This is a genomic window from Allobosea sp. BE125 (assembly GCF_031456075.1).
Lineage (GTDB): Bacteria > Pseudomonadota > Alphaproteobacteria > Rhizobiales > Beijerinckiaceae > Allobosea.
The window spans coordinates 157,865-170,516 of record NZ_JAVDTY010000012.1 but is presented as its reverse complement, the minus strand read 5'-3'; the positions used below and the strand labels follow the sequence as shown (position 1 = coordinate 170,516).

16 protein-coding genes are annotated in these 12,652 nt (G+C 65.2%); 11 read left to right on the top strand and 5 right to left on the bottom strand.

What is annotated here, in order from left to right; genetic code table 11:
* Positions 1 to 172 precede the first annotated feature (172 nt).
* The 4 genes from hpf (at position 173) to J2Y55_RS24090 (ending at position 3,415) form a co-directional block, all read left to right on the top strand.
* Positions 173 to 760, top strand: coding sequence for a ribosome hibernation-promoting factor, HPF/YfiA family (hpf, locus tag J2Y55_RS24105; RefSeq protein ID WP_069689898.1), 588 nt, complete (start codon positions 173 to 175; stop codon positions 758 to 760).
* Positions 761 to 845: 85 nt separating this feature from the next.
* A complete protein-coding gene (ptsN, locus tag J2Y55_RS24100; RefSeq protein WP_092171438.1) occupies positions 846 to 1,307 on the top strand; it encodes a PTS IIA-like nitrogen regulatory protein PtsN in 462 nt (153 codons plus the stop codon).
* Positions 1,308 to 1,448: 141 nt separating this feature from the next.
* Complete coding sequence (locus tag J2Y55_RS24095; RefSeq protein ID WP_310158593.1) at positions 1,449 to 3,077, top strand: fumarate hydratase; 1,629 nt, start codon at positions 1,449 to 1,451, stop codon at positions 3,075 to 3,077.
* Entirely contained in the window at positions 3,074 to 3,415 is a 342-nt protein-coding gene (locus J2Y55_RS24090; RefSeq protein WP_310158592.1) for a hypothetical protein, read from the top strand. The genes J2Y55_RS24095 and J2Y55_RS24090 overlap by 4 nt, the downstream gene beginning before the upstream one ends.
* 40 nt (positions 3,416 to 3,455) lie before the next feature.
* Here J2Y55_RS24090 and J2Y55_RS24085 read toward each other — a convergent pair whose 3' ends face one another.
* A complete protein-coding gene (locus J2Y55_RS24085; RefSeq protein ID WP_310158591.1) occupies positions 3,456 to 4,412 on the bottom strand; it encodes an alpha/beta hydrolase family protein in 957 nt (318 codons plus the stop codon).
* Complete coding sequence (locus tag J2Y55_RS24080) at positions 4,409 to 5,266, bottom strand: AraC family transcriptional regulator (RefSeq protein ID WP_310158590.1); 858 nt, start codon at positions 5,264 to 5,266, stop codon at positions 4,409 to 4,411. The genes J2Y55_RS24085 and J2Y55_RS24080 overlap by 4 nt, the downstream gene beginning before the upstream one ends.
* 238 nt (positions 5,267 to 5,504) lie before the next feature.
* On the opposite strand from J2Y55_RS24080, the gene J2Y55_RS24075 reads away from it, so the two are divergent.
* A complete protein-coding gene (locus tag J2Y55_RS24075) occupies positions 5,505 to 6,161 on the top strand; it encodes an MBL fold metallo-hydrolase (RefSeq protein WP_310158589.1) in 657 nt (218 codons plus the stop codon).
* Positions 6,162 to 6,358: 197 nt separating this feature from the next.
* On the opposite strand, the gene J2Y55_RS24070 is transcribed toward J2Y55_RS24075, so the two are convergent.
* From J2Y55_RS24070 to efp, 3 genes are all read right to left on the bottom strand, one after another.
* Positions 6,359 to 6,826 carry a GNAT family N-acetyltransferase gene (locus J2Y55_RS24070; protein ID WP_310158587.1) on the bottom strand — a complete coding sequence of 156 codons (468 nt, stop codon included), beginning with the start codon at positions 6,824 to 6,826 and terminating at the stop codon, positions 6,359 to 6,361.
* A 19-nt stretch (positions 6,827 to 6,845) separates the two neighbouring features.
* Complete coding sequence (locus J2Y55_RS24065) at positions 6,846 to 7,364, bottom strand: DUF1993 domain-containing protein (protein ID WP_310158585.1); 519 nt, start codon at positions 7,362 to 7,364, stop codon at positions 6,846 to 6,848.
* Positions 7,365 to 7,537: 173 nt separating this feature from the next.
* Complete coding sequence (gene efp / locus J2Y55_RS24060; protein WP_092170397.1) at positions 7,538 to 8,107, bottom strand: elongation factor P; 570 nt, start codon at positions 8,105 to 8,107, stop codon at positions 7,538 to 7,540.
* Between the two features lie 116 nt (positions 8,108 to 8,223).
* Between efp and epmA the strand changes: the two genes are divergently transcribed.
* From epmA to J2Y55_RS24030, 6 genes are read left to right on the top strand one after another with little or no spacing between them, the layout of a single operon-like run.
* Complete coding sequence (gene epmA, locus J2Y55_RS24055; RefSeq protein WP_310158584.1) at positions 8,224 to 9,288, top strand: EF-P lysine aminoacylase EpmA; 1,065 nt, start codon at positions 8,224 to 8,226, stop codon at positions 9,286 to 9,288.
* On the top strand, positions 9,285 to 10,337 hold the full coding sequence (locus tag J2Y55_RS24050) for a lysine-2,3-aminomutase-like protein (RefSeq protein ID WP_310158582.1): 1,053 nt from the start codon (positions 9,285 to 9,287) through the stop codon (positions 10,335 to 10,337). Before epmA ends, J2Y55_RS24050 begins: the two co-directional genes overlap by 4 nt.
* 41 nt (positions 10,338 to 10,378) lie before the next feature.
* A complete protein-coding gene (locus tag J2Y55_RS24045) occupies positions 10,379 to 11,023 on the top strand; it encodes a DsbA family oxidoreductase (RefSeq protein WP_310158580.1) in 645 nt (214 codons plus the stop codon).
* Positions 11,024 to 11,031: 8 nt separating this feature from the next.
* Positions 11,032 to 11,616, top strand: coding sequence for a histidine phosphatase family protein (locus tag J2Y55_RS24040; protein WP_310158577.1), 585 nt, complete (start codon positions 11,032 to 11,034; stop codon positions 11,614 to 11,616).
* On the top strand, positions 11,613 to 12,320 hold the full coding sequence (pyrF, locus tag J2Y55_RS24035; protein WP_310158575.1) for an orotidine-5'-phosphate decarboxylase: 708 nt from the start codon (positions 11,613 to 11,615) through the stop codon (positions 12,318 to 12,320). The genes J2Y55_RS24040 and pyrF overlap by 4 nt, the downstream gene beginning before the upstream one ends.
* Before the next feature lie 40 nt (positions 12,321 to 12,360).
* Positions 12,361 to 12,648, top strand: a complete 288-nt coding sequence (locus J2Y55_RS24030) for a DUF1330 domain-containing protein (protein WP_092170381.1) — start codon at positions 12,361 to 12,363, stop codon at positions 12,646 to 12,648.
* The last annotated feature ends 4 nt before the right edge of the window (positions 12,649 to 12,652 follow it).

The following is a 12,652-nucleotide window of genomic DNA, read 5'->3' as shown; positions in this document are numbered from 1 at the left end:
GGATCATTCTTCCATTCGGGTGCGGCGATTCCGTGTACATTTTCTGTCTCGCCCGTCCTTATGGACATGCCGGTCATGAAAGCCCGCTGACGCATTGACATCCCCGTGACCCCGTTCTTACCTCCTAAGGATGGCCGACTACTGGCCATGGCTACATAAGGGGAAGCACTCCATGAGCTTGCGAATCTCCGGCAAGAATCTCGATGTCGGCGAGGCCCTTCGCGGCCAGGCCGAGACCCGCGTCGCGGCCGCGCTCAGCAAATATTACGAGGGCGGCTATCAAGGTCACGTCACCGTCGCCAAGGACGGCACGGCGTTCAAGACCGACGGCGTGCTGCATCTGTCCTCCGGGATCACGCTCGAGGCCTCGGGTACGGCGCATGACGCCTATGCCAGCCTCGACAAGATGGCCGAACGCATCGAGAAACGGCTGCGTCGTTACAAGCGTCGCTTGAAGGACCGCTCGGCTTCGACCAATGGCCGCGAGGCCGGCATCGAAATCCCCAGCTATGTGATTGCGGCGCCGGACGACGATCTCGAGGAGATCGAGCTCGATATGGCCGGAGATCACCCGGTTATCGTGGCCGAAGCCACTAAATCCTTCCATGTCATGACGGTTGGCGACGCTGTCGCCGAACTCGATTTGACCGGCGCTCCCGTCGTCATCTTCCGCCATGCTGGCAATGGCCGGATGAACGTCGTATACCGCCGGCGCGACGGCAATATCGGGTGGATCGATCCCCCGGCGTCGCTGTCGTAAGGCCAGCGGGAGGCTCCCCGGCTTTCAAATCTGACCCGCGCTGCATGGCTCTCCGGCCCGGCACGGGACATGCATGGACTGGCGCATGACGCTGATCGATCTTCTGACACCGGCTGCGGTGATTTCGCCGCTGCGGGCCAATGGCAAGAAGCAGGCGCTACAGGAACTCGCCCAACACGCGGCGATGATCACCGGCTTGCCCGAGCGCGAGCTCTTCGAGGCGCTGCTTCAACGCGAGCGCCTCGGTTCCACCGGTATTGGCGATGGCATCGCGATTCCCCATGGACGCATGCCCGGCATCGACAGGCTGGTCGGGCTGTTCGCCCGGGCCGAAAAGCCGGTCGATTTCGATGCGCTGGACGGCCAGCCCGTCGACATCATCTTCGTGCTGATCGCGCCCGAGGGCGCCGGCGCCGACCATCTCAAGGCGCTCGCCCGCGTTGCTCGCGTGCTGCGCAACCATGCCGTGCTGGAGCAGATCCGCAAGGCCCGCGACCCGGCCGCGATCTACGCGATCCTGGCGGAGTCGGCCGCTAAGGCGGCCTGACTGGAACCATTTGAAGCCAGAGTCCCTAACAGCCTCTAGGCTTGGACAGCGCGCGCCAAGCCGCTATGACGCCATGCACAATGGCGTTGCGCTGAGCTGGTTCTGAGCGTGGCGCGCCAACCCGCCTCGGAGCCTCCGTCCATGGCCTATACGCATGTCGATCTCTTCCCGCTCGGCGACGACGCCACGCCTTATCGCAAGCTCGGCAGCGAAGGGGTCTCGGTCGAGAAACTCGGCGATCGCGAGGTTCTGACGGTCTCGCGCGAGGCGATCCGCCAGCTCAGCGAGCAGGCCTTCATCGACATCAACCATTTGCTGCGGCCGGGCCATCTCGCCCAGCTGGCGAAAATCCTCGACGATCCCGAGGCGACCTCGAACGACAAGTTCGTCGCCTATGACCTCCTGAAGAACGCCAATATCTCGGCCGGCGGCGTGCTGCCGATGTGCCAGGACACCGGCACGGCGATCATCATGGGCAAGAAGGGCCGCAAAATCTGGACCGATGGCGATGACGAGGCGGCGCTCGGCGAAGGCGTCGCCGATGCTTATTTCAAGCGCAATCTGCGCTATTCCCAGGTCGCTCCGCTCTCGATGTTCGAGGAGAAGAACACCGCGACCAACCTGCCGGCGCAGATCGACATCTATGCCGAGGGCCAAGGTCCTAACGACTCCGCCTACAAATTCCTCTTCGTCGCCAAGGGTGGCGGCTCCGCCAACAAGACCTTCCTGTTCCAGGCGACGCCCTCGCTCCTGACCAAGGACCGCATGATGGCGTTCCTGAAGGAGAAGATCCTGACGCTGGGCACTGCCGCCTGCCCGCCCTACCATCTCGCCATCGTCATCGGCGGCACCTCGGCCGAGCAGAACCTCAAGACCGTCAAGCTCGCCTCGACGAAATATCTCGACGCGCTGCCGACCAAGGGCTCGCCCTCCGGACATGCCTTCCGCGATCTTGAGATGGAGGAGGAGGTCCACAAGCTGACGCAGTCGCTCGGCGTCGGCGCACAGTTCGGCGGCAAGTATTTCTGCCATGACGTCCGCGTCATTCGCCTGCCGCGCCATGGCGCCTCGCTGCCGATCGGGCTCGGCGTCTCCTGCTCGGCCGATCGCCAGGCCAAGGGCAAGATCACCAGGGACGGCATCTATCTCGAGGCGCTGGAGACCAACCCGGCCAAGTACCTGCCCGAGGTCGAGGATGCTTCGCTCGGCGGCGATGTCGTGAAGGTCGATCTCAACCGGCCGATGAGCGAGATTCTCAAGACGCTGTCGCAATATCCGGTCAAGACCCGGCTCTCTCTGACCGGCACGATCATCGTGGCGCGCGACTCGGCCCATGCCAAGATCCGTGAACGGCTCGAGACCGGGCAAGGCATGCCCGATTATTTCAAGAATCACCCGGTCTATTACGCCGGCCCGGCCAAGACGCCCGAGGGCATGGCCTCGGGCTCGTTTGGGCCGACCACGGCCGGCCGGATGGATTCCTTCGTCGACCAGTTCCAGTCCTTCGGCGGTTCGATGGTGATGCTCGCCAAGGGCAACCGTTCCGCCGCGGTTCGGGAAGCCTGCAAGACGCATGGCGGCTTCTATCTCGGCTCGATCGGCGGTCCCGCCGCACGGCTTGCGCAGGATTGCATCAAGAAGGTCGAGGTCCTGGAATATCCCGAGCTCGGGATGGAGGCGGTCTGGCGCATCGAGGTCGAGGATTTTCCGGCCTTCATCGTCATCGACGACAAGGGCAACGACTTCTTCAAGGAGCTGAACCTCGGATGAGGGGTCTTGCCGCCGCATGCCTCGGATTTGCCGTGCTCGCCACGGCAGGCGAGGCGATGGCGCAGGGGCGGGCGGGTGCGCCCGCGACCTGCTCGCGCGACCTGTTCCAGAACGAAGGCGCGCTGCGCCGCCAGCTGACGCGATTGCAGGTGGTCGCGACGGCCGATCAGGCGACGCAGTGCCGGACCTGGCGCGAGCATGTCGGCTTCCTGCAGAGCGCGCGCTCGGTCTTCGCGACCTGCCAGAGCGGCGCCCAGCGCGAACAGAATGTCGGCTTGATGGATTCCGAGCTTGCCGAATATCGCGTGCTGCTCGCCAATCGCTGCGGCAAGCGCTGACTGGCCTTCGGTCTATCGGCCTCGTGGTTCATAGCAGCCTCTAGCCGAGCTGCGCCTTGAAGAAGGCGAGCACACTGGCGTTGAAATCGGCATGGAAAGCGGCCCGGTCGAAACCGGGCTGATCGCTGCAGACATCGGCAGCCGATTGGGCAAGCTCTACCGGGCAGGGCGGCAGGAAGGAAAAATGCTGGGAGCCCGGCACGGTGCGGAAATCGGATTTCGTCGGCAGCAGGCTGGCTATGCCAACGACGCTGGCCGGGGTCACGCCGTCGCCGCCGCGCTCGGAGCCCCAGAGCTGAACCGGCACCCGCACATTCCTGAAGCTCTCTTCCGTGAAGAAGACGCTGAGCGGGTCGGCGATGACGGCCGCCTTGATGCGTGGATCATGGCTGAGCTCAGGAAGTTTTCCCGCATGGACCTGCTCGCAGAGCGGGTCGCTCTTGCCCTCGCAGAGTCTCAGGCGCTTGCCGAAAGACGGATTGGCGCCGATGGCGACGAGCCCGGTATAGCCGCCCCGGGAGAAGCCGAAGAATCCGATCCGTCCGGCGTCGATCCAGGCCGCATCGGGCCATGAGCCGAGCATGTAGTCGACCGCGCGCTTGATGTCGGCCGGCCGCTCGACGAAGACCGAGAACTCGTCGGTTCGGCTCTTGTCCCGGCTGGTGTCGCCGGGGTGATTGATGGCGAGGACGATGAAGCCGGCGCCGGCCAGGGCTTCGGCCGTATCGCGATGTCCCAGGAAGCTGCCGGTCCGGCCATGCGAGATCACGATGAGCGGACGCTTCTCACCCCCGAGCGGGCAGTTCATGCTGACGGACATGGCGAAAGGCCCAAACCGCATCTCGCTCGGCTGCTGGCTGCATGGATACCAGACCGCTCCTTTGAGCGGCTGGAGTGCGCCTTCGGCAGGGATGTCGACGGCTTTGAACCCGGCTGCCTGTGCCAGTGAGGCCGCAAGGCAAAGGGCGATGCAGGGGAACAGACGGCGGAGATTCATGACGTGCTCGCGTTGCGGACGGGGATGAACAGGTCGGTGCGCAGGGCGGCGGGTGCGATCCCGCGCGACGACGTATCGAGATAATGCTCCAGCGTTGGCCGGTCGTCGGGCTCGTAGCCGCTGCCCGGCATCCACCTTGTGTAGATGGCCTGTGCGGCGGCGTTGATGCGGGTATACGGACCCACCAGCCGATGCACGGCATAGCGGCCGCCTGGAAGCTCGAGCGTTTCGACTTCGGAACCCTCTGGCCAGGGATCGGGCGAGGCGATGGCGGCGTAGTATCTGAAACGGTCGGCATATCGAGGATTGCCGAAGGAGGCGCCCCATTTCTCCGAGATGGCTCGCGTGCCGGCGCGCAGACGCAGCTGCCGGTGCGTGTGAGGAATGGTCGCGAACGACCCGACATGGCGCAGCACATGCAACCGCTGCGCCGGTCGTTCGACGATCTTCACGGTCGGCGTGGCTGCGTCGTCGCTATCGACCGCCCCGTCGACAGTGAGGATCGAGCGCCTCATCTGCTGCCGGAATGCACGCGGCGACTGCCCGGTGAACTGGTGAAAGGCACGGGTGAAGGCTTGCGGGCTGTCATAGCCGACAGTCAGCGCCACTTGCGTGACGCTGTCATCGGAACTGGTCAGGAGGCGTGTCGCGAGAGCTAGCCGGACGCGACGGAGCGTGGCGGTCACCGTCTCACCCACCACGCCGGCGTAGACGCGGTGAAAATGGAAAGGCGAGAAATGCGCGAGGCGTGCCAGGTCGTCGAGATGCAGCTCGGCCATCGGATTGCCGATGATAGCCGCAACCGCACGCGCCACCCGAGCGCGATAATCCCGTTCTGTGCGATCCCGTACCATGGCGGATAGCCTGCCCTATCTGAGAGCCGGAAACTTAGCTGCTTTTGCTAAAATGCTGTGACTGGGCCCGGCCCGGTGCCTCATCGTGCATCCCAATTCGCCTCGCAATCGCCTCGCCCTCGAAACGCACCGCGGCGAATGGGTTTGGGCAGGGCGGCATTTGGAGTATGGCTGTCGCACTGCGGCTCTGCGATATGTCACGGCCGGTTTTTGATTTGAGCAGCCACGGGATTGATGGATGACTAGCGATACGACCGCCCCGCTCAGCATCGCCGTCGTGCCGGTGACGCCCTTCCAGCAGAATTGCTCGATCGTCTGGTGCACCAAGACGATGCAGGCTGCGATCGTCGATCCCGGCGGCGACGTCCCGCAGATCCAGCGCGCCTTGGGCGAGCTTTCGGTGACGCCCGTCGCGATCTGGTTGACGCATGGCCATATCGACCATGCCGGCGGCGCGGCCGATCTCGCCGACGCCTTGTCGGTGCCGGTCATCGGTCCCCATGAGGCGGACAAGTTCCTGCTCGACGATCTGCCGGCTTCGGGCCTGCGCTTCGACATGCGCGGCATCAGGCCGGTGACGCCGACGCGCTGGCTCACTGAGGGCGATGAGGTCACGGTCGGGGAGGTCGCCTTCTCCGTCCAGCATGTGCCGGGGCATACGCCGGGCCATGTCACCTTCTTCCAGAAGGATCTGCGCTTCCTGCTGGCGGGCGATACGGTCTTCGCCGGCTCGGTCGGCCGCACCGATTTTCCCTATGGCAGCCACGAGACGCTGATCGCCGGCATCAAGGCCAAGCTCCTGCCGCTCGGCGACGACGTCCAGTTCCTGCCCGGCCACGGCCCGGCGAGCACGCTCGGCGAGGAGCGGTTGAACAACGAGTTTCTGCGGGGCTGATACGAAAAGACCCGCAGCGGATATCCGCTACGGGCCCTGGAAGAACCAACGGCCATGTCCTGAACGGCTGCGCGTACATCCGGCGTCAAACGTTCGGCTCATGGCCGTCTTCACCGGCGCTGGAGGACAGTGGAACGCCCTCGACATCGCCGTGATCCCTATATGGGAGAGCAATGCGGCGGTTTCAAGGGCGCGCATCAGCTTCGATTCGGGCGCCATTCATAGAGGATGTCCGGTTCGCCCTCCTCATTGCCTGTCCCGTCGCCCATCTCGACGATATGGAAGCCATGAGCTTCGTAGAAGGCGCGGGCGCGGGCATTGCGCTGGAAGGTGAACAGCGTGAGCCGTGTGGGGCTCAGCTCCTTGGCCTTGGCGAGCAGCAGCGAACCGATGCCGCGGCGATACCAGCCTGGCAGCAGGTAGAGCTGGTCGAGATCCTCGCCCTGCAAGGCGAGGACGCCGACGATGCTCTGCCCCGATCTGGCGATCCAGGTTTCGCGCGTCGCCAAAAGCGTGTCGGCGATCCAGCAGCGCGTCTGCGCGTCGCTGTGGACGCGACGCAGGAACGGCAGGGCATCAGTGCGGGAGGCAAGATAGAGCTCGGCGATCTCGGCGGCGTCGTCGGCCGTGGCGCGCTCGATCCGCGTTGCATCGCGCGGCTTCATCTTGCCCTCCCGCTATAGATCAGGCGTCGAGAACGCCGTGCAGGAAGTCGCTCTTGCCGATCTGGATGCCGTTCTCGCGCAGGATCGCATAGGCGGTCGTGGCGTGGAAATAGAAGTTCGGCACGGCAAAGCGCGTGAGGTAGGTCTCGCCCTTCATCGTCACCGTCGCCGACGGGCCGCGCGGGAAGGTCACATCCTTGGCGAGGCCGGCATCCAGCGCTGCATCATCGGTGTTTGCGACGAAGGCCAGCACCTTGGCGATACGCGCCTTGAGCTCGGGGACGGTGGTCTCTTCGTCGGGAAATTTCGGATTCTCGGCCCCGCTGACCCGTGCCGCCGCATTCTTGGCGAAATCGCAGGCGAGCTGAATCTGGCGCGTGAAGGGCAGCATGTCGGGCGACAGCCGCGACGACAGCAGAACCGCAGGGTCGATCTTGCGCTCGGTGGCCTGCGCGACCGTCTTGTCGAGGATGGCGTCGAGTGCCTTGAGCGTCTGGGTGAAGCCGGCAAGCGCGGCGGTGCGGGCGGTCATGGGCATGCGATTATCCTCGGATACGAAAACGGGCCCGGATGGGCCCGTCGCATCGCGGATATAGAGCATTGCACGAAAAAGTGGGTACCGGTTTTTCGCTGGAGCAATGCTCTCAACTTTTAGGATCGATCGCTGCGGCGCCTTTTACAGGGGTTGGCCGCAAACAAACCTAGCCCAGATCAATCCTTGGCGCGCTCGACATAGGAGCCGTCGGCCGTCATCACCACGATGCGGACGCCAGGACCGATATGGGGCGGCACGGCGGTGCGCACGCCGTTGACCAGGATCGCGGGCTTGTAGGAGGACGAGGCGGTCTGGCCCTTGGTCACGGGCTCGGTCTCCGCGACCTCGACGACGACGCGCTGCGGCAGCTCGATCGAGACTGCCTTCTCCTCGAACACCGAGAGCGAGACTTTCATGCCTTCCTGGAGATAAGGCGCCATGTCGCCGACCACGTCGCCGTCGACGTTGATCTGGTCGAAGGTCTCGGGGTTCATGAAGACGTATTGCTCGCCGTCCTGGTAGAGATAGGTGTAGTCGCGATCCTCGACATAGGCGCGCTCGACCTGCTCGGTCGTCTTATAGCGCTGCGTCATCTTGGTGCCGTCATGGATCCGGCGCATGTCGATCTGCGTCGTCGGTGTGCCCTTGCCGGGGAAGAAGCTCTCGGCCGAGAGAACCGAGCAGAGATGCCCGTCGAGTTCGAGCACGTTACCCTTGCGGACGGATGAAGCGATGACCTTGACCACGTGAGATGTCCTTGCTGGTGCGCGGCGCCTTCGCGCGCTATTCGAAATTCGTTGCCGCGCAACTACCGCATTCGTCGCCGAAACGGAAGCTGTCAGACGCTTTGACCCGAGATCCTATGAAAGACGCAGCTCCGACCTTCTGGCGGCCGGACATCCATGCGGACCGGCGGCACGCCCTGTTGGCGCGCGGGCGCATCAAGGCGGCGCTCCGGCACTGGTTCGAGGTGCGCGATTTCGTCGAGGTCGAGGCGGCGATCCTGCAGCTCTCGCCTGGCAACGAGACGCATCTGCACGGCTTCGCGACGGTCTTGATCGACGATGCCGGCGCGGGTCACCCCTATTACCTGCACACCTCGCCCGAATTCGCCGCCAAGAAGCTGCTGGCGGCAGGTGAGCGCCGGATCTTCGATTTCGCCCGCGTCTTCCGTAACCGCGAGCGCACGGCGCTGCATCATCCCGAATTCACGATGCTGGAATGGTACCGGGCTGGCGAGGACTATGAGACTTTGATGGCCGACAGCGCCGCGTTGCTGGCCGAGGCCGCGCGGGCGGCAGGCGCCACATTGCTGCAATGGCGCGGCGTGGAGGCCGATCCCTTTGCCGAGCCTGAGCGCTTGACCTTGCAAGACGCCTTCGTCCGCCATGCCGGTATCGATCTGCTGGCGACGATCAAGCCGGATGGCGCGACCGATCGCGCTGCGCTTGCCGGAGCCGCCATCGCAGCCGGCATCAGGCTGGCGGAAGACGATAGCTGGTCCGACATCTTCAGCCGCGTCCTGTCCGAACGGATCGAGCCGTATCTCGGTCGAGGCCGTGCCACGATCCTGTGCGAGTATCCGATTTCCGAGGCCGCCCTGGCGCGGCCCAAGCCCGGCGATGGCAGGATTGCCGAGCGCTTCGAGCTTTATGCCTGTGGCGTCGAACTCGCCAACGCCTTCGGCGAACTCACCGACCCGGCCGAACAGCGCCGGCGTTTCGAGGCCGATATGGACGAGAAGGCGCGCATCTATGGCGAACGCTATCCGGTCGACGAGGATTTCCTGGCCGCGCTCGCGCAGATGCCACCGGCTTCGGGCATCGCGCTTGGCTTCGACCGGCTGGTGATGCTCTGCACCGGCGCGCGGCGGATCGAGGATGTGCTCTGGACGCCGGTGGCGGAACCGGGCAGGAGGCAGGCATGAACGCCCATACGCCCATGCGCAGCATCGATGCGCTGATCGCGCAGGGGCTCGTCGCGCCCGAAAAGCGTGACGGGCTCGATGCCGTCGCCCGGCGCTACGCCGTCTCCGTAACGCCGGCCATGGCGGCTCTGATCGACCCCGCCGACCCGGCCGACCCGATCGCGCGGCAATTCGTGCCCGACGCGGCCGAGCTCGTCACCTTGCCGCAGGAACTGGCCGATCCCATCGGCGACGAGGCGCATTCGCCGGTCGAGGGCGTGGTGCATCGCTATCCCGATCGCGCCTTGCTCAAGCTTGTCCATGCCTGTCCGGTCTATTGCCGCTTCTGCTTCCGCCGCGAGATGGTCGGGCCGGGCGGGGACGCGCTGACCGGAGAGAAGCTCGACGCAGCGCTGGCCTATCTCGCCTCCCGGCCCGATATCTGGGAGGTCATCATGACGGGTGGCGATCCCCTGATCCTCTCCGCCAGGCGTGTCCGCGAGATCGCGGCGCGGCTCGCCGGCATCGCGCATATCAAGGTCGCGCGCTGGCATACCCGCGTGCCGATGGTCCAGCCCGAGCGAGTCACGGCAGACTATGCCCGTGCGCTTCGTGTCTCCGGCAAGGCGAGCTACATCGCGGTCCATGCCAACCACCCGCGCGAATTCACTGATGCGGCCCGCACGGCGCTCGCCCGCCTCAATGAGGCCGGCCATGTGCTGATCAGCCAGAGCGTGCTGCTCAAGGGCGTCAACGCCGATGTCGAGACGCTTGGTGCGCTGATGCGCGCCTTCGTCGAGAACCGGGTGAAGCCCTATTACCTGCACCATCCCGATCTCGCGCCCGGCACCGCGCAGTTCCGGCTTTCGCTGGAAGAGGGGCAGGCGCTGGTCAAAAGCCTGAGGGGCCATCTTTCAGGGCTGTGCCAGCCGACCTATATCCTCGACATCCCGGGTGGGGCGGGCAAGATTCCGGTCGGCCCCGCCTTTCTCTCGGGCTGCGAGACGCCCGGCGCGGAGGCCTTCGCCGAGGATCGCCATGGTGAGCTTCACCGCTACCCGCCGGCCTGACGCATAGAACCGCCAGCGTGCGGCCATGGAAGGACACTGCCATGCAAGAGAAGATGCCCATTGCGATCGTCTCCGACGTCGTTTGCCCCTGGTGCTTCGTCGGCAAGGCGCGGCTGGAAAAGGCGCTCGAGGCGCATGGCCTCACCGACCGTGTCGCCATCACCTGGCTGCCCTATGAGCTGAACCCGGACATGCCGGCGGAAGGGATGGACCGTACGGCCTATCTCGACGCCAAGTTCGGCCCAGGCAAGCGCAAGGAGATCGAGGTCAGGCTCTCGGAGGCGGCGCTCGAAAGCGGCATCACCTTCAACTGGGCCAAGGTCACCAGGAGCGTGAACACGCGCATGGCGCATATGTTGATCGCCGCCGCCTCGACCGTGCAGCGTGGCAGCGACATGACGGCGGCGCTGTTCAAGGCCTATTTCCAGGAAGGCCGCGACATCGGCAATCTTGAGACGCTGGTCGAGATCGCAGTCGAGCAGGGTTTTGACGAGCAGGCTGCCCGCGACGAGCTCGCCAATGACGAATTGCGCGAGACCATTATCGGGCTGGAGGCTCACGCCCAGAAGGTCGGCGTCACCGGCGTGCCTTTCTTCATCATCGACGGCAAGCTCGCGGTCTCCGGCGCGCAGACAGGCGATGTCTGGGCGCAGGTGTTCCAGCAGGTGATGCGCGACGCGGCTTGAGCGTGGGCATGGCGACCGCGCGCTATCTGAGCCACCCGCAGGTCCAGATCGACCCTGCGGTTCCCGTGCCCGATTGGGGCTTGTCGCCACTTGGCCTGGCGCGAACGCAGGCGTTTGCAGGCGCGCCGTTGCTGCGCGCCACGCGCCGGATCGTATCGTCCGCCGAACGCAAGGCGATCGAGACGGCGCAATGCATTGCCTCAGTGCTCGGCATTGCCGTCGAAATCCGCCACGCCATGCACGAGAATGACCGCTCGGCGACCGGCTATCTGCCGCCGCCGGAGTTCGAGGCGATGGCCGACGCGTTCTTCGCCTCGCCGACGCTCAGCATTCGCGGCTGGGAGCGGGCGGTCGATGCGCAGACGCGGATCGTGGCCGAGGTCGAGGCCGTGCTGGCTGAACCGGGCGAGGGGGATGTCCTGTTCGTCGGGCATGGCGGCGTCGGCACATTGCTTCTCTGCCATCTCGGGGCGGAGCCGATAGCGCGCAAACGGGATCAGCCTGGCGGGGGTGGCAATCTTTTCGCATTCGACGCCGCGACACGAATCGTGCACCACGCCTGGCGCGCGATGGAGGAGGTGGCTGGCCAATGACGCAGAAGATCAACGATATCCGCGACCGCATGATCGTCGCGCTCGATGTGCCGACGATCTGGGACGCTTATCGCATCGTCTCGCAGCTCGGCGACGAGGCGAGCTTCTACAAGATCGGCTACGCACTCGCCTTCGCTGGCGGCCTGCAGCTCACCCAGCAACTGGTGGCCGAGGGCAAGAAGGTCTTTCTCGACCTGAAGCTGCACGACATCGGCAATACGGTGACGGAAGGCGTGCAGTCGCTGAGCAATCTTGGCGTCGATTTCCTCACCGTGCACGCCTATCCGCAGACCATGCGCGGCGCGGTCGAGGGGCGGGCGGAAGCCGCGTTGAAGCTTCTCGCGGTCACGGCCCTGACCTCCTATGACGATGGCGATCTGCGCGATGCCGGTTATGGGCTCGCCGTGCGCGACCTCGTGCGCCTGCGCGCCGAGCAGGCCCGCACCACCGGTATCGACGGCATCGTCTGTTCCGCTGCCGAGACCGAGATCGTGCGCGACGTCGTCGGCGCCGACATGCTGATCGTGACGCCAGGCATCCGCCCGGCCGGGAGCGCCGCAGGTGACCAGAAACGGACGCTGACGCCGGGCGAGGCGATCCGCGCCGGCGTCGACCACCTTGTCATCGGGCGTCCCATCATCCGCGCGGCAGACCCGCGTGGAGCGGCTGCCGCGATCATGGACGAGATCGCCGCGGCCTCATAAGCTCGCGCTTCAACCGAACCACGCAGAGACGGATACGGAAATGCCCAAGGGATATGTCGTGGCGCGCGCCAAGGTTACCGACGCGACCAAATGGGCGGCCTATGCCGCCAAGGCTTCCGAAGCGATCAAACAATATGGCGGCACGCCGCTTGTGCGCGGCGGCCAGATGACGGTGGCCGAGGGCGAGGGCCGGGCCCGCAATATCGTGCTCGAATTCGCCGATTTCGCCTCCGCCAAGGCCTATGCCAACTCGCCGGAATATGCCGAGGCGCGCAAGCTGCGCGAAGGCGCCGGCGAACTCGACATCGTCGTGGTCGAGGGGGTCTGAAGCC

Bases quoted from the DNA above. Each gene is read 5' to 3' on its own strand.
- J2Y55_RS24050 (WP_310158582.1), top strand. From the start codon at position 9,285: ATGAACGCCCATACGCCCATGCGCAGCATCGATGCGCTGATCGCGCAG.
- J2Y55_RS24085 (WP_310158591.1), bottom strand. From the start codon at position 4,412: ATGAATCTCCGCCGTCTGTTCCCCTGCATCGCCCTTTGCCTTGCGGCC.
- J2Y55_RS24065 (WP_310158585.1), bottom strand. From the start codon at position 7,364: ATGCCCATGACCGCCCGCACCGCCGCGCTTGCCGGCTTCACCCAGACG.
- J2Y55_RS24080 (WP_310158590.1), bottom strand. From the start codon at position 5,266: ATGGTACGGGATCGCACAGAACGGGATTATCGCGCTCGGGTGGCGCGT.
- epmA (WP_310158584.1), top strand. From the start codon at position 8,224: ATGAAAGACGCAGCTCCGACCTTCTGGCGGCCGGACATCCATGCGGAC.
- J2Y55_RS24040 (WP_310158577.1), top strand. From the start codon at position 11,032: ATGGCGACCGCGCGCTATCTGAGCCACCCGCAGGTCCAGATCGACCCT.
- J2Y55_RS24045 (WP_310158580.1), top strand. From the start codon at position 10,379: ATGCAAGAGAAGATGCCCATTGCGATCGTCTCCGACGTCGTTTGCCCC.
- pyrF (WP_310158575.1), top strand. From the start codon at position 11,613: ATGACGCAGAAGATCAACGATATCCGCGACCGCATGATCGTCGCGCTC.
- J2Y55_RS24075 (WP_310158589.1), top strand. From the start codon at position 5,505: ATGACTAGCGATACGACCGCCCCGCTCAGCATCGCCGTCGTGCCGGTG.
- J2Y55_RS24030 (WP_092170381.1), top strand. From the start codon at position 12,361: ATGCCCAAGGGATATGTCGTGGCGCGCGCCAAGGTTACCGACGCGACC.
- J2Y55_RS24095 (WP_310158593.1), top strand. From the start codon at position 1,449: ATGGCCTATACGCATGTCGATCTCTTCCCGCTCGGCGACGACGCCACG.
- J2Y55_RS24070 (WP_310158587.1), bottom strand. From the start codon at position 6,826: ATGAAGCCGCGCGATGCAACGCGGATCGAGCGCGCCACGGCCGACGAC.
- ptsN (WP_092171438.1), top strand. From the start codon at position 846: ATGACGCTGATCGATCTTCTGACACCGGCTGCGGTGATTTCGCCGCTG.
- J2Y55_RS24090 (WP_310158592.1), top strand. From the start codon at position 3,074: ATGAGGGGTCTTGCCGCCGCATGCCTCGGATTTGCCGTGCTCGCCACG.
- hpf (WP_069689898.1), top strand. From the start codon at position 173: ATGAGCTTGCGAATCTCCGGCAAGAATCTCGATGTCGGCGAGGCCCTT.